Origin of the sequence: Enterobacter cloacae complex sp. 2015409, from assembly GCF_041365315.1 — a bacterium.
Taxonomy (GTDB): domain Bacteria; phylum Pseudomonadota; class Gammaproteobacteria; order Enterobacterales; family Enterobacteriaceae; genus Enterobacter; species Enterobacter pseudoroggenkampii.
Genome location: NZ_JBFTVM010000005.1, coordinates 57,032 through 74,465, shown reverse-complemented (window position 1 = coordinate 74,465; position 17,434 = coordinate 57,032). Strand labels below are relative to the sequence as shown.

The following is a 17,434-nucleotide window of genomic DNA, read 5'->3' as shown; positions in this document are numbered from 1 at the left end:
GATTACGTGATTGCAGAAATATTATTCTACGTAAGTAATTATTTCGGTGGGGTTTGATTTCACCCGAAACTGCATTTCATTTCTTTGACATTATCCTCGGTTACTTTTTTATCTTCCGGGCACACTCGAACTATGCTCTGAGAGTGGCCTCGATCACACTTTTCTGCTCATCCCCGCTACTCCTCCCTGTCTAATCCCCCACGGGAGGAGGAAGAGGGGAAATGAGCCAGGCACACTAGCGCCAACTTGTGTTTTCTTTCTAAAGGATGCCGATCCCCTATGTCACAGCCTACCTTCAACAAAGCTCAATTCCAGGCTGCCCTGACGCGTCAGTGGCAGCGTTTTGGCCTTCATGCTGCAAACGAAATGACGCCTCACCAGTGGTGGCAGGCAGTGAGCGGTGCGCTCGCAGAGCAGCTGGATGCTCAACCCCTGGCAAAACCGGTAAAAGGCCAGCGCCATGTAAACTACATTTCAATGGAATTCCTGATTGGCCGTCTGACGGGCAACAACCTGTTGAACCTCGGCTGGTATCAGGAGGTGGGTGACGTCCTCAAAGAGCACGACATTAACCTGACCGACCTGCTGGAAGAAGAGATTGACCCGGCGCTGGGCAACGGCGGCCTGGGACGTCTGGCGGCCTGTTTCCTGGACTCCATGGCGACCGTCGGCCAGTCGGCGATTGGCTACGGCCTGAACTACCAGTACGGCCTGTTCCGTCAGTCGTTCGCTGACGGTCATCAGATGGAAGCGCCGGACGACTGGCATCGCAATACCTATCCGTGGTTCCGCCACAACGCGCAGCTGGATGTGCAGGTTGGCATTGGCGGGAAAGTGACAAAGCAGGGGCTCTGGGAGCCTGCGTTCACCATCACCGGTGAAGCCTGGGATCTGCCGGTGCTTGGCTACCGTAACGGCGTGGCGCAGCCGCTGCGTCTGTGGCAGGCGAAGCATGCCCATCCGTTTAACCTGACCAAATTCAACGACGGCGATTTCCTGCGCGCCGAGCAGCAGGGTATCGACGCCGAGAAGCTGACCAAAGTCCTCTATCCGAACGACAACCACCTGGCCGGTAAAAAGCTGCGCCTGATGCAACAGTACTTCCAGTGCGCCTGCTCCGTGGCGGACATTCTGCGTCGCCATCACCTGGCGGGCCGCAAGCTGGCTCAGCTGCCGGACTTTGAAGTGATTCAGCTCAACGACACGCACCCGACGATTGCGATCCCGGAACTGCTGCGCGTGCTGATCGACGAGCATCAGCTGAGCTGGGATGACGCCTGGGCCATCACCAGCCGTACCTTTGCCTACACCAACCACACCCTGATGCCAGAAGCGCTGGAGTGCTGGGATGAGAAGCTGGTGAAAACGCTGCTGCCGCGCCACATGCAGATCATCAACAAGATTAACGACCAGTTTAAAAAGCTCGTGGATAAAACCTGGCCGGGTAACAAAGCGGTCTGGGCGAAGCTGGCGGTGGTGCACGATAAGCAGGTGCGCATGGCGAACATGTGCGTAGTCAGCGGCTTTGCGGTGAACGGCGTGGCGGCGCTACACTCGGATCTGGTGGTGAAAGATCTGTTCCCTGAATACCACCAGCTGTGGCCAACCAAATTCCACAACGTGACCAACGGCATCACGCCGCGTCGCTGGATCAAGCAGTGCAACCCGCTGCTGGCCGGCCTGCTGGACAAGACCCTGAAGAAAGAGTGGGCCAACGATCTGGACCAGCTCATCAACCTGGAAAAACAGGCCGACGACGCGAAATTCCGCGAGCAGTACCGTGCGATCAAGCATGAGAACAAGGTTCGCCTGGCGGAGTTCGTGAAAATGCGTACCGGGATTGAAATCAACCCGAATGCGATTTTCGATATCCAGATCAAGCGTCTGCACGAGTACAAACGCCAGCACCTGAACCTGCTGCACATTCTGGCGCTGTACAAAGAGATCCGCGAGAACCCGCAGGCTGACCGCGTGCCGCGCGTGTTCCTGTTCGGTGCGAAAGCGGCGCCGGGTTACTACCTGGCGAAAAACATCATCCTCGCCATCAACAAAGTGGCGGCGGCGATCAATAGCGATCCGAAAGTGGGCGACAAGCTGAAGGTGGTGTTCCTGCCGGATTACTGCGTCTCGGCGGCTGAAATGCTGATCCCGGCGGCGGATATCTCCGAGCAGATCTCTACCGCAGGGAAAGAAGCGTCCGGTACCGGCAACATGAAGCTGGCGCTGAACGGCGCGCTTACCGTCGGTACGCTCGACGGGGCCAACGTCGAAATCGCCGAGAAGGTGGGGGAAGAGAATATCTTTATCTTCGGCCATACCGTGGAAGAGGTGAAAGCCATCAAGGCCAAAGGCTATGACCCGGTGAAATGGCGTAAGAAAGACAAAGTGCTTGATGCAGTGCTGAAGGAGCTGGAAAGCGGTAAATACAGCGACGGCGACAAGCACGCGTTTGACCAGATGCTGCACAGCATGGACAAACACGGCGGTGACCCGTATCTGGTGATGGCGGACTTCACGGCCTATGTCGAAGCGCAAAAGCAGGTCGACGTGCTCTATCGCGACCAGGAAGCGTGGACCCGGGCGTGCATCCTGAACACCGCCCGCTGCGGTATGTTCAGCTCTGACCGTTCAATCCGTGATTATCAGGCACGTATCTGGCAGGCAAAACGCTAAGGAAGCGCGATGGAGAGTAAACGTCTGGACAGCGCCGCGCAGGCGGCGGGGATCAGCCTCAGTTACATTAATGCTCACGGCAAACCGCAGTCTATTGGCGCCGACACCAAAAGACGTTTGCTGGACGCTATGCACAAAACCGACGCGAAAGCGTCGGCTGCGCCGGTGCCGAACGTGAAGGTATTCACCGCAGGCAAAAAGATGCCGCTGGCGGTGGAGGGGCGCGGCGAGTTTAGCTGGCTGCTGACCACCGAAGAGGGGCATCAGCACAAAGGTCACGCCACCGGCGGCAAAACGTTAAACCTTCCGGCGAAGCTGCCGGAGGGCTATCACACCCTCACGCTCACCCAGGACGATCGGCGTTTCCACTGCCGGGTGATCGTCGCGCCAAAACGCTGCTACGAGCCGCAGGCTTTGCTTGAAGGCAAAAAGCTGTGGGGCGCCTGCGTGCAGCTCTACACGCTGCGTTCCGACAGCAACTGGGGCATCGGTGATTTTGGCGATCTGAAGAACATGCTGGCATCCGTGGGCGAGCGCGGCGGCGCGTTTATCGGCCTCAACCCGATCCACGCGCTTTATCCCGCCAACCCGGAGAGCGCCAGCCCGTATAGCCCGTCGTCCCGTCGCTGGCTGAACGTGATTTATATCGACGTTAACGCCTTAGATGACTTCAAAAACAGCAAAGAGGCGCAGGCGTGGTGGAAACTTAGCACCACGCAGCAGGCACTGAAGCAGGCGCGCGACGCAGACTGGGTGGACTATTCCACCGTCACGGCGCTGAAAATGGCCGCGCTGCGCCTGGCGTGGAAAGGCTTTTCGCAGCGTGACGACGAGCAGATGGCCGCGTTCCGCCAGTTCGTGACGCAGGAGGGCGAGAGCCTGTACTGGCAGGCGGCGTTTGATGCGCTGCACGCGTATCAGGTGAAAGAGGACGAAATGCGCTGGGGCTGGCCGGTCTGGCCTGAAGCGTATCAGTCCGTCGACACGCCGGAAGTAAAAGCGTTCTGTAAAAAATATGCCGATGAGGTGGACTTCTACCTGTGGCTGCAGTGGCTGGCGTACAGCCAGTTTGCCGCCTGCTGGCAGGTGAGCCAGGGCTATAAGATGCCGATCGGCCTGTATCGTGACCTGGCCGTCGGCGTGGCGGAAGGCGGCGCGGAAACCTGGTGCGACCGTGAGCTTTACTGTCTGAAAGCCTCCGTGGGTGCGCCACCGGATATCCTTGGCCCGCTCGGTCAGAATTGGGGATTGCCGCCAATGGATCCGCACGTCATGGCGGCGCGCGCCTACGAGCCGTTTATCGACCTGCTGCGCGCGAACATGCAGAACTGCGGGGCGCTGCGTATTGACCACGTGATGTCCGTGCTGCGCCTGTGGTGGATCCCGTACGGTGAAACGGCGGATCACGGGGCGTACGTGCAGTACCCGGTTGACGATCTGCTGTCGATCCTGGCGCTGGAAAGTAAGCGTCACCAGTGCATGGTGATCGGTGAAGATCTCGGTACCGTGCCGGTGGAAATTGTCAGCAAGCTCCGCGACAGCGGCGTCTACTCCTACAAAGTGCTCTATTTTGAAAACGACCATGAGAAAACCTTCCGCGCGCCGAAAGCGTACCCTGAACAGTCAATGGCAGTCGCGACGACGCATGACCTTCCTACGCTTCGTGGCTATTGGGAAAGCGGCGATCTGACGCTCGGCAAAACGCTGGGACTGTATCCTGATGAAGAGGTTCTGCGCGGCCTGTATCAGGATCGCGAGCTTTCTAAGCAGGGGCTGCTGGATGCGCTGCACGAGCAGGGCTGTCTGCCGAAACGCGCCGGGCATAAGGCGTCGTTGATGTCGATGACCGCGACCCTCAACCGCGGTTTGCAGCGCTATATTGCCGACAGCAACAGCGCCCTGCTGGGCCTGCAGCCGGAAGACTGGATTGATATGGCGGAGCCGGTGAACATTCCGGGCACCAGCTATCAGTACAAGAACTGGCGTCGCAAGCTGTCCACCACGCTTGAGAAGATGTTTGCCGATGATGGGGTGAACAGGCTGATTAAGGATTTGGATAAGCGCAGAAGAGCGGTGGGTAAGAAGCGGTAATTTCACCCTCACCCTAACCCTCTCCCAGGGGGAGAGGGAATAGAATGTAGGCCGGGTAAGCGTCAGCGCCACCCGGCTTTTTTACATCAGACCACCATATTGAGCAGCAGCACCCCGACCAGACCGCACACCGAAATAATGGTTTCCAGCGCGGACCAGGACTTGATGGTTTCACCGATCGTCAGGTTGAAGTACTCCTTGAACAGCCAGAAGCCCGGGTCGTTAACGTGAGAGAAAATCACGCTACCGGAACCGACGGCGATAACCATCAGCTCAGGGCTCACGCCCGTGGTAGCAATCAGCGGAGCAACGATACCGCCTGCGGTAATCGCCGCAACGGTCGCAGAACCCAGCGCAATACGCAGCACGGCAGCGATAGACCAGGCCATCAGGAGCGGCGACACGTTGGTTTCATGCATCATGGCAGCGATGTATTTGTCCACGCCGCTGTCGACCAGAACCTGCTTGAATGCACCGCCACCGCCGATGATCAGGAGCATCATGGCAATGATTTTGATGGACGAGGTCAGCGTGTCGTTGATCTGATCCATTGAACGGCCGCGATTAAGACCGAAGGTGAACATCGCGATCAGCACGGCAATCAGCGTTGCCATCACCGGGTCACCCAGGAATTCCGCAACGGACAGGAACGCATGACCTTTCGGCAGGATCATCTCAGCCACGGCACGCATTGCCATCAGGATCACCGGTACCAGAGAAGTCCAGACGCTGACGCCAAAACCAGGCATCTCTTCTTCGGTGAAGGTTTTGGCGCTGTACAGACCTTCCGGGATTGGCTTATCAATGCCCTTCAGGAAGCGGGCATAAACCGGGCCTGCCAGAATCACCGTCGGGATCGCCAGAATCGTACCGAACAGCAGGGTTTTACCCATATCCGCGTGGAAGATGGTCGCGATAGCGGTTGGACCCGGGTGCGGCGGCAGGAAGCCGTGGGTCACGGACAGCGCCGCAGCCATCGGCACGCCAACATACAGCAGCGGGATGCTCGCGGCAGCCGCGATGGTGAACACCAGCGGCAGCATCAGCACGAAGCCCACTTCGTAGAACAGCGCGAAACCGACGGTAAAACCGGTTAACACCACTGCCCACTGAATATTCTTCTTACCAAATTTGTCGATAAGCGTGGTAGCAATACGCTGGGCGCCACCACAGTCCGCCAGCATTTTACCGAGCATGGCGCCGAAGCCCATGATCAACGCCAGGCTGCCGAGCGTGCCGCCGACACCGGCTTTGATGGAACTGATAACTTTAACCAGCGGCATACCCTGCATCAGACCGACTGCAAGTGCCACCAGAACCAGAGCGATAAATCCGTTCATTTTGAAACGGATCATCAAGAGCAGTAATAACACAACACCGATAGCAACGATGACTAATGGCATGATTTACCTGGCCTTTGAATTGTTATGGGTAACGTCATTGTTTCAACGACACATTCCGATTGTCCCAACTGGGAACAGAGAAGTAACGGCACTAATACTGATGCCTTGGAAACCATTAAGTTTAGTCGGCTGTTATGAGTGTGCTTAGTGCCCATGAGAATGATACGGGTAACATGACGTGATTGAGAATCACCCTGGCAGGCAAAATGTGAATTATGAGACGCAGGTCAACATATAGAGGGGAGCGGTGGGAAAACAAAAGCCGGGTGGCGGCTTCGCCTTACCCGGCCTACGACTCGTGCAGACTGTTTTTGTAGTCCCGGTAAGCGCAGCGCCACCGGGCAATACAGACGGGCACTGAATCAGTAGTAGGAGTGCTCGCCGCGCTGGTGTTCGGTCAGGTCACGCACGCCTTTCAGTTCCGGGAACTCGTTCAGCAGCTGCTTCTCGATCCCTTCTTTCAGGGTGACATCGACCATTGAACAACCGTTACAACCGCCGCCAAACTGCAGAATGGCAAAACCTTCGTCGGTGATTTCCATCAGGGAAACACGGCCGCCGTGGCCAGCCAGCTGTGGGTTGATCTGGGATTGCAGCAGATACTCAACGCGCTCCATCAGCGGGGCATCGTCAGACACTTTACGCATTTTCGCGTTCGGCGCTTTCAGGGTCAGCTGAGAACCCAGCTGATCGGTGACGAAGTCGATCTCCGCATCTTCAAGATACGGTGCGCTCAGCTCATCAACATAGGCGGTGAGCTGTTCAAATTTAAGGGCAGTGTCGGTGGCTTCCACAGCGTCCGGAGGACAATAAGAAACACCACATTCTGCATTCGGAGTGCCTGGATTAATCACAAACACGCGGATCTGCGTCCCTTCTTCCTGATTTGCCAGCAGTTTGGCAAAGTGCGCTTGTGCAGAATCGGAAATACGGATCATAGCTTTGGCCTAATAGTTGACTAAATTACCTGGGTATAATCATACGCCCATTGAAGAAGGGCTACAAGGTACGGCACAGACACCATACCTGAACCGACGCGGCGCCGCTTTGCAAAAGCAGTCGGGAAAGTTCAGCAACGGTACTGCCTGTGGTGACGACATCATCCACAATCGCGATATGGAGACCGTCGACCGGCAATTCAAGGCGAAAGGCATTTTTGAGGTTTCTTTTGCGAAGCCGGGCGCTGAGCTGATGCTGGATGGCGGTGGCATGAACACGTGTCAGCGCGCGGGCATCATACTGACAGCCAAGCCACCGGGCGAGGGGACGGCAGATCAGGTCACTCTGGTTATAACCCCGCCGCCAGTGCCGACGTCGGTAGAGGGGGACATTTACCACCCTGTCGATTTTCGGCAATGCGCGGTGGCGCCGCGCCTGCAAAACCGCCAGCAGTAGCAGTCGGGCAAGGGGCTGAGCCAGCGCACTCTGGCCGGAAAACTTCAGCGCGTGAATCAGCCTGCTCAGCGGCGGAACATAATCATCTACGGCCACCAGCGCGCTCCACGGCGGGGATTTCTTCAGGCAGCGGCCGCAGGGCAAAGAGGAATTTGTGGCCGGTAAACCACATTGTGGACAGATCCCGATACGCCATTCCAGCGTACGCGTGCAGACGGAGCAGACGCCCCACCCGCTGAGCGCCAGCGGCATTCGGCATAGCCAGCACAACCCAGGTACTGTTAGCATGTGCAACCTCCATGTGAAAAAAGAGAACAGTAACTGATGAAGACGCTGTGGTGGCAGACTGTAGGGACAGGAAATTGCCATCTTGTGCTGCTGCACGGATGGGGCCTGAATGCGGAGATATGGCATTGCATACGTGAGGAACTCGCCTCGCATTTCACACTGCATCTGGTAGATTTACCCGGCTTTGGCCGCAGCCGCGGATATGGCGCGTTGTCGCTTGATGAGATGGCGCAGCAGGTTCTGGACGCCGCGCCGCAAAACGCTGTCTGGCTGGGCTGGAGCCTGGGCGGGCTGGTGGCAAGCCAGATTGCGCTGTCGCGACCAGACCGCGTACAAGCGCTGGTGACGGTGGCGTCGTCACCCTGTTTTAGCGCGCAGGACGCGTGGCCGGGGATAAAACCCGAGGTACTGGCGGGCTTCCAGCAGCAGCTGAGCGAAGATTTCCAGCGGACCGTAGAGCGCTTCCTCGCCCTGCAGACGATGGGAACTGACACCGCCCGTAAGGATGCCCGCACGCTGAAGCAGACCGTGCTTTCATTGCCGATGCCGGAGGTTGAGGTGCTTAACGGTGGTCTTGAGCTCCTGAAAACCGTTGACCTGCGCGAGCCGCTGGCCGCCCTGACGCTGCCGCACCTGCGTATCTACGGTTACCTCGACGGAATTGTGCCGCGCAAGGTGGTTCCACTCCTGGATTCACTTTGGCCGAACAGCGAATCGCAGATCGTTGCCAAAGCTGCACATGCCCCGTTCATCTCTCATCCGGCGGAGTTTTGTTCAGCGCTCATTGCGTTAAGTCAACGTTTCGACTGATTATTTTCTATCCAGCCTGGAAAAAGTTACACACCGCAACCATACTCCAGATGTCGTTGCGGTTGTTCTGCTTACGATAATCAAAACAACAATCCTATGGAGAGTCAGGTTATGAAACTTGTTACAGGTATTGTCACTTCTCTGGTTATTGGGTCACTTTCATTTGGCGTCTTTGCGGCAAAAGAGCTGGAAAAAGATAAAGTTGCTGGCATGAATCTGACCAAAGTTGGTGAGATCTCTACGTCTGATACTACCGCGCCGATGGATGCTCGCAGAGAGCTGTCGAAGAAAGCGGATGAACTGGGTGGGACGTACTACGTGGTAACCAGTGCAAACAAAGACACGAAGAACGTACGCGCAACGGCGGACGTCTACAAGTAATACGATAAAGCCGGGCAGCGATGCCTGGCTTTACTAGCGCAGTGCCCACCACTCCCTGAGGCAGGCCTTTCCTTCCGGACAGCTTTTACAACTGCCGGAGAGACAGCCGTCCGCGTCTTCCTGAATCCGCACGGCTTTCCCCATGGCTTCCAGTCTTTCCAGCATGGCATCGATCATCGGCTGCGGCGTATGCAGGCTGAGGCTCAACTGTTTCGCCTCCATCCGCCCCTGTAGCGCCAGCAGGTCACGAACCTGAATCAACGATGCCATGTGGTGTACTCCTTAGTGGCAGTCGCCCGCCGGGCTGCTGCAGCAGGTCGCGGCGGTTTTACGGTTTGCCAGCAGGTCGATATCGACGCGGCTGCGTGCCCGCCGCAGCAGACCGAGCACTACCACGTTAAACAGCACAACCGCGAGAATGCAGACCAGGCTGTAGCGCGGATGCTGGCTGAAGTTAACGGTTTGATAAAAGAGCGTCGACAGCGAGTACGCAATATTTAACCCCCACAGGATGGAGAAGCCCATCCAGCCGCGGCTGGACTCGCGGGCAATCGCCCCCATCACCGAGATGCACGGAATGTAGAGCAGTACAAAGATAAGGTAGCTGTAGGCCGCGGACGCGCTGCCAAATTTCTCGCCCATGACGCCCATGGCACCCGTCGCCATTTCGCCGTCGCCTTTGCTCGCTTCAATCGGGTTCGCCAGCACGCTCAGGCTGAAGGTGTCCTTCAGGCTCTGCCAGGTTTCCTCTACGGCACCCAGCAGCTCATGACCGAGATGAAACTCTGCTGGATTAAATTCCTGTTCCTGAATGTTCTCAGCGGTGTAAAGCGTGTTCAGGGTGCCGACAACCACCTCTTTCGCCATCGCACCGGTGAACAGCCCGACGGTTGCCTGCCAGTTATCCTCATGCACGCCAATCGGTTTGAAGACCGGCGTGATGACGCGGCTGACGGAAGCGAGGGCAGAGTCGTTGATGTTATCTGCCGCCTGCCCGCTGAGGGTGAAGCTGTTCAGCGCGCTCAGGAAAACGCTGACGATGACAATTACCTTACCGGCGCGCAGCACAAAGCCTTTCAGGCGCTGCCAGGTCTGGATCGCCAGGCTTTTCAGATGCGGCACGTGATACACCGGCAGCTCCATCACAAACGGTGACGCTTCACCGCGCATGATGGTGTGCTTCAGCATCAGACCGGTGAGGATCGCCATCACGATGCCCAGCACATACAGCGAGAAGACCGCCAGCGCGCCCTGCTGACCAAAGAAGGCTGCGGCAAAGACCGCAAAGATTGCCAGGCGGGCACCGCAGGACATAAACGGCGCCATCATGATGGTCATCAGACGTTCACGCGGTGCATCCAGGGTGCGCGCGCCCATCACCGACGGCACGTTACAGCCGAAGCCGACAATCAGCGGGACGAAGGATTTACCCGGCAGACCCAGCGCCTGCATCAGACGATCCATCACGAACGCGGCGCGCGCCATGTAGCCGGAATCTTCCAGGAACGAGAGGAACAGATACATCATGCCGATCTGCGGCACCAGCGGCAGAACGGTGTTGATACCGCCGCCGATCCCCTGCGCGAGGAAGATGGTGAGCCATTCCGGGAAGTGCAGGGTATAACCCACCCACTGGATCCCGTGGACGAAGACCGCGACGGAACCGGCGTCAAAAATCGGCTGCAGCGCGCCACCGATGTTAATGGCGAGCAGGAACATCACGTACATCACCAGCAGGAAGATCGGCAAACCGAGGAAGCGGTTAAGCACAACTTTATCCACCGCCGCCGTAAAGCGGCTGGGTTCTGCCGTCAGGGCGTTACTGACCACGTCGCAGATCGAGGCGATGGCCTGGTAACGGGCGTCGGCGATGTGCAGCGCCGGGTCGTCCAGCTCGTCGCTAAGCCGGGCCACCGTCACGTCCAGCTTATCGGCCGCATGCCCGGCGTAAGCGCGGCTGTAGATATCCCCTTCCAGCATCTGCAGTCCAAGCCACAGGCGCTGTTTCGCAGGCATGCTGTTGTCCATCTCCTGCGCCAGCACGTTGGCTTCACGCAGGAGAGGCTGCGCGTAATGCACCAGCTCAATGTCGCGATTACCCGCGTGACGGTCAATGGCCAGCTTCAGCGCATCAATACCGCGCGCGCGCGTCGAGACCAGCGGAACCACCGGGCACCCCAGGCGCGCGGAGAGGGCATCGACGTCGATGCGCAGCTTTTGTTTCTCTGCGATATCGAGCATGTTGAGCGCCACGATGCAGGGGATCCCCAGCTCCAGCAGCTGCAGCGTCAGATAAAGGTTACGCTCGAGATTGGAGGCATCGACCACGTTGATCAGCAGGTCCGCGTCGCCGCCAAGAATATAGTGGCAGGCAATCTGCTCATCGAGCGAGGTTTGCGACGAAATGGTGGTTAAGGAGTAGGTGCCGGGAAGGTCGACCAGCGTTACCTGATTGTCCGTTGTCGTGAACTGGCCCTCTTTACGCTCAACCGTCACGCCCGCCCAGTTGCCCACGCGCTGGCGGGCTCCAGTCAGCTGGTTAAAAAGCGTAGTCTTGCCGGAATTAGGATTGCCAATTAAGCCAATAGTTAACTTTTTCATTTTTTAGACTCACTGAAACCGCTGGCTTGTTATCGGGATAAGGCTTCGACTTCTATTAACGCGAGGTCTTTCTTACGCAGCACCAGATTCACGCGGCGGGTTTCGATATGAACCGGATCGCCTAACGGCGCTACGCGTACGACCTGAAAGGACGAGCCGGGCAGCATGCCCAGCGACAGCAGCTTTTGCCGATAGGCCGGGCTAATTTCGCGGGTAAAACCGGTAATCTTCCATGCACTGTCTGGAGTGAATTGCATAACGCCTGATTCCACGAAAGGTTAAATTATCTACTATGGGATGATAATGAGAATAGTTTTTATCAGCAATATTAAAACTGTGACGGAATGTTGTTTGCGATATTAATTTACGGCCTTTTTGACCTTGCTCAATATTTGCTGAAATGCCTGGAAAACGAAAATGAGGGGATTTGTTAACGGGGTGATAATTGGTGGTTTAAATATGGATGTGCAATCGGTTTCATATATTTCGATATGATTTTATTCCCCTCACCCCGGCCCTCTCCCGATGGGGGCGAGGGAGAAAAGACCGCACCGTGCGATCCCCTCTCCCCTGTGGGGAGAGGGTTAGGGTGAGGGTTTAGCGTTTCTTACCCATCGCTGCCGCCAGCGCATCCATCATCGCGCTGTTGCCTGCAGGCTGGGCATCACGTCCGCGCGGTTTTGCCGCTTTCGCGGCCGGACGCTGCTGCTCGCGGCCACCGCCGTTTCCGCCACGGCGCGCGTTGGCGTCGCCAGGCTGTTCGTCCAGACGCATGGTCAGGGCGATACGCTTGCGCTGCAGGTCCACTTCCAGCACTTTGACCTTCACGATGTCGCCCGCTTTGACCACGGTGTGCGGGTCTTCAACGAACTTGTCGGCAAGGGAGGAGATATGGACCAGACCGTCCTGATGCACGCCGATATCCACAAACGCGCCAAAGTTGGTGACGTTGGTCACCGCGCCTTCCAGCACCATGCCGGGCAGCAGGTCGTTCATGGTTTCCACGCCGTCAGCAAAGGTCGCCGTTTTGAACTCAGGACGCGGATCGCGGCCCGGCTTTTCCAGCTCTTTGATAATGTCGGTAACGGTTGGGACACCAAATTTGTCATCGGTGAAATCAACGGCTTTCAGATTGCGCAGGGCGCTGCTGTCGCTCATGAGATCTTTCAGCGCCTGCTGGGTGGCGGCCAGAATACGCTCCACCACAGGGTACGCTTCCGGGTGAACGGTAGAGGCATCCAGCGGGTTATCGCCGTGGTTGATGCGCAGGAAGCCCGCGCACTGCTCAAAGGCTTTTGGCCCCAGACGGCTCACCTTCAGCAGCTGCTGACGGTTCTGGAACTGGCCGTTCTCGTCACGCCAGGCGACGATGTTCTGCGCCATCATGCGGGTTAAGCCCGCCACGCGGGTCAGCAACGGAACGGAGGCGGTGTTCAGGTCAACGCCGACGGCGTTAACGCAGTCTTCCACGACAGCATCCAGCTTGCGCGCCAGCTGCGTCTGGCTCACGTCGTGCTGATACTGGCCCACGCCGATGGATTTCGGGTCGATCTTCACCAGCTCCGCCAGCGGATCCTGCAGGCGGCGAGCGATAGAGACCGCACCGCGCAGGGAAACGTCCAGGTCCGGGAACTCCTGTGCCGCCAGCTCGGATGCGGAATAGACGGATGCCCCCGCTTCGCTGACGATCACTTTCTGCGCCGTCACTTTCGGGAACTGCTTCTGCACGTCGAGGTAGAAACGCTCGGTCTCACGTGAGGCCGTACCGTTGCCGATGGCAACCAGCTCTACGTTGTATTTTTCGCACAGCGCCGCCACTACCACGGCCGCTTTCGCTGCCTGGCCAGTGTGCGGATAAATGGTATCGGTAGCCACCAGCTTGCCGGTGCCGTCAACCACAGCGACTTTTACACCGGTGCGCAGACCCGGATCGAGACCCATGGTGGCGCGCAGGCCAGCAGGGGCGGCCATCAGCAGGTCGTGCAGGTTACGGGCGAAGACGTTGATCGCTTCATCTTCGGCGCGCTCGCGCACGGTGCCCATCAGCTCGGTTTCGAGGTGCATCAGCACCTTGATGCGCCAGGTCCAGCTCACCACGCCTTTGCGCCAACTGTCCGCCGGGGCGTTGTTCAGGCGCAGGCCAAGATTGTCGATGATAATCTGCTCGCAGTGGCTCTCTTTCGGCGGCTCGTCAAACTGCGGGTCGGCGTTCAGGGAGAGCTGCAGCACGCCTTCGTTGCGGCCGCGGAACATCGCCAGCGCGCGGTGGGAAGGGGCGGTAGAGATCGGTTCGTGGTGATCGAAGTAGTCGCGGAATTTCGCGCCTTCTTCCTCTTTACCCGCGACGACGGTAGAGACGATGTGGGCATTCTTCCACAGGTAATCACGCACTTTGGCGAGCAGGGCGGCGTCTTCGGCGAAGCGCTCCATCAGAATATAGCGCGCGCCGTCGAGGGCGGCCTTGGTATCCGCTACGCCTTTGTCGGCGTCGATGAATTTCGCCGCTTCGGTATCCGGATCGTGGGACGGTTCGTTCCACAGCAGGTCGGCCAGCGGCTCAAGACCCGCTTCAATCGCAATCTGTCCGCGCGTGCGGCGCTTCGGTTTATACGGCAGATAGAGGTCTTCGAGTTCGGTTTTGCTCAGGGTGCCGTTGATGGCGCTTTCCAGTTCGCTGGTCAGCTTGCCCTGTTCGCCGATGGACTTAAGGATCGCCTGACGACGTTCTTCCAGTTCGCGCAGATAACCGAGACGGGTCTCCAGGTTACGCAGCTGCGTGTCATCCAGACCGCCGGTGACTTCCTTACGATAGCGCGCAATAAATGGCACGGTGTTCCCTTCATCAAGCAGGCGAACGGCAGCTTCTACCTGTTCGGCTCTGGCCTGAATATCACCCGCAATAATGCGGCAGAGCGAATCTTTCATCATGGCTTTATCATCTTGTGGGTCAAAAATCAGGGGATAGTTATACGGGCTGACACGGCAAAATGCCAGCCGGGGAGGGCGCTCTCGGACTATTTTACGTAGACGATCTCATTGACGTACCAGCTGGCTTCGCCGGCTGGGGTCTGCACGACGGCCAGATCGCCCACTTCCTTTTTCAACAGCGCGCGAGCCATCGGGGAGTCGATGGAGATGTAATCCTTACGACCAAAAATTTCATCGTAGCCGACAATGCGAAAGCGCAGGGTGTCGCCGTCGTCGTTTTCAATCTCCACCCACGCGCCGAAGAACACTTTGCCCTCCTGCTGCGGTGAGTAATCAACAATTTTGAGATTCTCGAGGCACTTCGTCAGATAGCGAACCCGGCGGTCAATTTCGCGCAGCCGCTTTTTGTTGTACTGGTAGTCAGCGTTTTCGCTGCGATCGCCCAGGCTCGCGGCCCAGGTCACTTTTTTGGTCACTTCAGGACGCTCTTCGCGCCAGAGGTAATCCATCTCTTTTTTGAGCTTCTCATACCCTTCGCGGGTGATCAGGGGCGTTTTCATGGTAAAGCCTTTGCTGCCGGTTTTCTGTCTTGCGCACAATACGTACCACACAGTGTAACAGACAGGATTAATAATGATTTATGTGATGAAATGAACAGATAAGCTGCTGTTAAATATGCTTTGTAACAATTTCGACTAGAATTTATACCAGAATTAACTGGTCGAATACGTGCACTTTTTTAGAATACGCTGTTACAAAGACTATCCGAACCTTTGGGAGTACACACAATGCAAGAGAACTACAAAATTCTGGTCGTGGATGACGACATGCGCCTGCGTGCGCTGCTGGAACGTTATCTGACCGAGCAGGGCTTCCAGGTTCGTAGCGTCGCGAACGCTGAGCAGATGGACCGTCTGCTGACCCGTGAATCTTTCCACCTGATGGTTCTCGACCTGATGCTGCCTGGCGAAGACGGGCTTTCTATCTGCCGCCGTCTGCGCAGCCAGAGCAACCCGATGCCGATCATCATGGTGACGGCGAAGGGAGAAGAAGTTGACCGTATCGTGGGCCTCGAAATCGGCGCCGACGACTATATTCCAAAACCGTTTAACCCGCGTGAACTGCTGGCGCGTATTCGCGCTGTCCTTCGCCGTCAGGCGAACGAACTGCCTGGCGCGCCGTCGCAGGAAGAAGCCGTCATCGCCTTCGGCAAGTTCAAGCTGAACCTCGGTACGCGCGAGATGTTCCGTGAAGACGAGCCAATGCCGCTCACCAGCGGCGAGTTTGCGGTCCTGAAAGCGCTGGTCAGCCACCCGCGTGAACCGCTTTCCCGTGACAAGCTGATGAACCTGGCGCGCGGTCGCGAATACTCCGCAATGGAACGCTCCATTGACGTGCAGATCTCCCGCCTGCGCCGCATGGTGGAAGAAGATCCGGCGCACCCTCGTTATATTCAGACCGTATGGGGTCTGGGCTACGTGTTCGTCCCGGACGGCTCTAAAGCATGAGGCGAATGCGCTTCTCGCCGCGTAGCTCGTTTGCCCGCACCCTGTTACTGATCGTCACCCTGCTGTTCGTCAGCCTGGTGACGACCTATCTGGTGGTGCTGAACTTTGCGATCCTGCCGAGCCTCCAGCAGTTTAATAAGGTCCTGGCCTACGAAGTCCGTATGCTGATGACCGATAAACTGCAGCTGGAGGACGGCACGCAGCTCGTCGTTCCCCCGGCGTTTCGCCGTGAAATCTACCGTGAACTGGGCATTTCGCTCTACTCGAATGAAGCGGCGGAAGACGCGGGCCTGCGCTGGGCGCAGCACTATGAATTCCTCAGCCAGCAGATGGCGCAGCAGCTGGGCGGCCCGACGGAAGTGCGCGTTGAGGTCAACAAGAGCTCGCCCGTCGTCTGGCTGAAAACCTGGCTGTCACCCAATATCTGGGTGCGCGTCCCGCTGACCGAAATCCATCAGGGCGACTTCTCGCCGCTGTTCCGCTACACCCTGGCGATTATGCTGCTGGCGATAGGCGGCGCGTGGCTATTTATCCGTATACAGAACCGACCGCTGGTCGACCTGGAGCACGCTGCGCTGCAGGTCGGTAAAGGGATTATTCCTCCTCCGCTACGCGAGTATGGCGCCTCGGAAGTCCGCTCGGTGACGCGCGCGTTTAACCATATGGCGGCAGGCGTGAAGCAGCTGGCGGATGACCGTACGCTGCTGATGGCGGGCGTCAGTCATGACCTGCGCACGCCGCTAACGCGTATCCGTCTGGCGACGGAGATGATGGGAGAAGAGGACGGTTACCTTGCCGAGTCCATCAATAAGGACATCGAAGAGTGTAACGCCATCATTGAGCAGTTCATCGACTACCTGCGTACCGGTCAGGAGATGCCGATGGAGATGGCGGATCTGAACGCGGTGCTGGGCGAAGTGGTGGCGGCGGAAAGCGGCTACGAGCGCGAGATCGATACCGACCTCCAGGCGGGCGAGATCCAGGTACGTATGCACCCGCTCTCCATTAAACGCGCGGTGGCCAACATGGTGGTTAACGCGGCGCGCTACGGCAACGGCTGGATTAAGGTCAGCAGCGGCTCTGAACTCAACCGCGCCTGGTTCCAGGTGGAAGACGACGGTCCGGGCATCAAGCCCGAGCAGCGTAAGCATCTGTTCCAGCCGTTTGTGCGCGGTGACAGCGCGCGCAGCACCAGCGGTACGGGCTTAGGCCTGGCGATTGTGCAGCGTATTGTGGATAACCATAACGGGTTGCTGGAGATTGGCACCAGCGAGCGGGGTGGGTTGAGCATTCGCGCCTGGTTGCCGGTACCGGTCACGCGCGGGCAGGTGAAAGAGAGTTAAAAAAAGGGTGGCA

The 17,434-nt window shown here is 57.8% G+C and carries 14 protein-coding genes; 6 read left to right on the top strand and 8 right to left on the bottom strand.

Annotated features, from left to right (window positions below; genetic code table 11):
• Positions 1-279: 279 nt before the first annotated feature.
• On the top strand, positions 280-2,673 hold the full coding sequence (malP, locus tag ACDO57_RS19750) for a maltodextrin phosphorylase (RefSeq protein WP_370884478.1): 2,394 nt from the start codon (positions 280-282) through the stop codon (positions 2,671-2,673).
• Positions 2,674-2,682: 9 nt separating this feature from the next.
• The gene (gene malQ, locus ACDO57_RS19745) at positions 2,683-4,764 is read left to right on the top strand and encodes a 4-alpha-glucanotransferase (RefSeq protein WP_370884477.1); all 2,082 of its coding nucleotides are present in this window, start codon (positions 2,683-2,685) and stop codon (positions 4,762-4,764) included.
• Positions 4,765-4,850: 86 nt separating this feature from the next.
• On the opposite strand, the gene gntT is transcribed toward malQ, so the two are convergent.
• From gntT to gntX, 3 genes are all read right to left on the bottom strand, one after another.
• Positions 4,851-6,167, bottom strand: a complete 1,317-nt coding sequence (gene gntT / locus ACDO57_RS19740) for a gluconate transporter (protein WP_024907902.1) — start codon at positions 6,165-6,167, stop codon at positions 4,851-4,853.
• 362 nt (positions 6,168-6,529) lie between these two features.
• Positions 6,530-7,105, bottom strand: a complete 576-nt coding sequence (gene nfuA / locus ACDO57_RS19735) for a Fe-S biogenesis protein NfuA (protein WP_008503055.1) — start codon at positions 7,103-7,105, stop codon at positions 6,530-6,532.
• A gap of 61 nt (positions 7,106-7,166) precedes the next feature.
• The gene (gene gntX / locus ACDO57_RS19730) at positions 7,167-7,850 is read right to left on the bottom strand and encodes a DNA utilization protein GntX (protein WP_370884476.1); all 684 of its coding nucleotides are present in this window, start codon (positions 7,848-7,850) and stop codon (positions 7,167-7,169) included.
• A 36-nt stretch (positions 7,851-7,886) separates the two neighbouring features.
• Here gntX and bioH point away from each other — a divergent pair, with 36 nt between their 5' ends.
• Together bioH and ACDO57_RS19720 are read left to right on the top strand one after the other, a co-directional pair.
• Positions 7,887-8,660, top strand: a complete 774-nt coding sequence (gene bioH / locus ACDO57_RS19725) for a pimeloyl-ACP methyl ester esterase BioH (RefSeq protein ID WP_248273334.1) — start codon at positions 7,887-7,889, stop codon at positions 8,658-8,660.
• A 111-nt stretch (positions 8,661-8,771) separates the two neighbouring features.
• Complete coding sequence (locus tag ACDO57_RS19720; RefSeq protein WP_024907905.1) at positions 8,772-9,041, top strand: YdgH/BhsA/McbA-like domain containing protein; 270 nt, start codon at positions 8,772-8,774, stop codon at positions 9,039-9,041.
• 33 nt (positions 9,042-9,074) lie between these two features.
• Here ACDO57_RS19720 and feoC read toward each other — a convergent pair whose 3' ends face one another.
• The 5 genes from feoC to greB all read right to left on the bottom strand — a co-directional run bounded on the left by feoC (position 9,075) and on the right by greB (position 15,130).
• Positions 9,075-9,311, bottom strand: coding sequence for a [Fe-S]-dependent transcriptional repressor FeoC (gene feoC / locus ACDO57_RS19715; protein ID WP_024907906.1), 237 nt, complete (start codon positions 9,309-9,311; stop codon positions 9,075-9,077).
• A 12-nt stretch (positions 9,312-9,323) separates the two neighbouring features.
• Positions 9,324-11,642, bottom strand: a complete 2,319-nt coding sequence (feoB, locus tag ACDO57_RS19710) for a Fe(2+) transporter permease subunit FeoB (RefSeq protein WP_370884475.1) — start codon at positions 11,640-11,642, stop codon at positions 9,324-9,326.
• A gap of 29 nt (positions 11,643-11,671) precedes the next feature.
• A complete protein-coding gene (feoA, locus tag ACDO57_RS19705; protein ID WP_008503050.1) occupies positions 11,672-11,899 on the bottom strand; it encodes a ferrous iron transporter A in 228 nt (75 codons plus the stop codon).
• 340 nt (positions 11,900-12,239) lie between these two features.
• Entirely contained in the window at positions 12,240-14,570 is a 2,331-nt protein-coding gene (locus ACDO57_RS19700; protein ID WP_370884474.1) for a Tex family protein, read from the bottom strand.
• Positions 14,571-14,656: 86 nt separating this feature from the next.
• Complete coding sequence (gene greB / locus ACDO57_RS19695; protein WP_014885539.1) at positions 14,657-15,130, bottom strand: transcription elongation factor GreB; 474 nt, start codon at positions 15,128-15,130, stop codon at positions 14,657-14,659.
• Between the two features lie 228 nt (positions 15,131-15,358).
• On the opposite strand from greB, the gene ompR reads away from it, so the two are divergent.
• Together ompR and envZ are read left to right on the top strand one after the other, a co-directional pair.
• Positions 15,359-16,078, top strand: a complete 720-nt coding sequence (ompR, locus tag ACDO57_RS19690) for a two-component system response regulator OmpR (RefSeq protein WP_001157751.1) — start codon at positions 15,359-15,361, stop codon at positions 16,076-16,078.
• The gene (gene envZ, locus ACDO57_RS19685; protein ID WP_008503047.1) at positions 16,075-17,421 is read left to right on the top strand and encodes a two-component system sensor histidine kinase EnvZ; all 1,347 of its coding nucleotides are present in this window, start codon (positions 16,075-16,077) and stop codon (positions 17,419-17,421) included. The genes ompR and envZ overlap by 4 nt, the downstream gene beginning before the upstream one ends.
• Positions 17,422-17,434: the final 13 nt, after the last annotated feature.

Bases quoted from the DNA above. Each gene is read 5' to 3' on its own strand.
- malP (WP_370884478.1), top strand. From the start codon at position 280: ATGTCACAGCCTACCTTCAACAAAGCTCAATTCCAGGCTGCCCTGACG.
- malQ (WP_370884477.1), top strand. From the start codon at position 2,683: ATGGAGAGTAAACGTCTGGACAGCGCCGCGCAGGCGGCGGGGATCAGC.
- gntT (WP_024907902.1), bottom strand. From the start codon at position 6,167: ATGCCATTAGTCATCGTTGCTATCGGTGTTGTGTTATTACTGCTCTTG.
- nfuA (WP_008503055.1), bottom strand. From the start codon at position 7,105: ATGATCCGTATTTCCGATTCTGCACAAGCGCACTTTGCCAAACTGCTG.
- gntX (WP_370884476.1), bottom strand. From the start codon at position 7,850: ATGCTAACAGTACCTGGGTTGTGCTGGCTATGCCGAATGCCGCTGGCG.
- bioH (WP_248273334.1), top strand. From the start codon at position 7,887: ATGAAGACGCTGTGGTGGCAGACTGTAGGGACAGGAAATTGCCATCTT.
- ACDO57_RS19720 (WP_024907905.1), top strand. From the start codon at position 8,772: ATGAAACTTGTTACAGGTATTGTCACTTCTCTGGTTATTGGGTCACTT.
- feoC (WP_024907906.1), bottom strand. From the start codon at position 9,311: ATGGCATCGTTGATTCAGGTTCGTGACCTGCTGGCGCTACAGGGGCGG.
- feoB (WP_370884475.1), bottom strand. From the start codon at position 11,642: ATGAAAAAGTTAACTATTGGCTTAATTGGCAATCCTAATTCCGGCAAG.
- feoA (WP_008503050.1), bottom strand. From the start codon at position 11,899: ATGCAATTCACTCCAGACAGTGCATGGAAGATTACCGGTTTTACCCGC.
- ACDO57_RS19700 (WP_370884474.1), bottom strand. From the start codon at position 14,570: ATGATGAAAGATTCGCTCTGCCGCATTATTGCGGGTGATATTCAGGCC.
- greB (WP_014885539.1), bottom strand. From the start codon at position 15,130: ATGAAAACGCCCCTGATCACCCGCGAAGGGTATGAGAAGCTCAAAAAA.
- ompR (WP_001157751.1), top strand. From the start codon at position 15,359: ATGCAAGAGAACTACAAAATTCTGGTCGTGGATGACGACATGCGCCTG.
- envZ (WP_008503047.1), top strand. From the start codon at position 16,075: ATGAGGCGAATGCGCTTCTCGCCGCGTAGCTCGTTTGCCCGCACCCTG.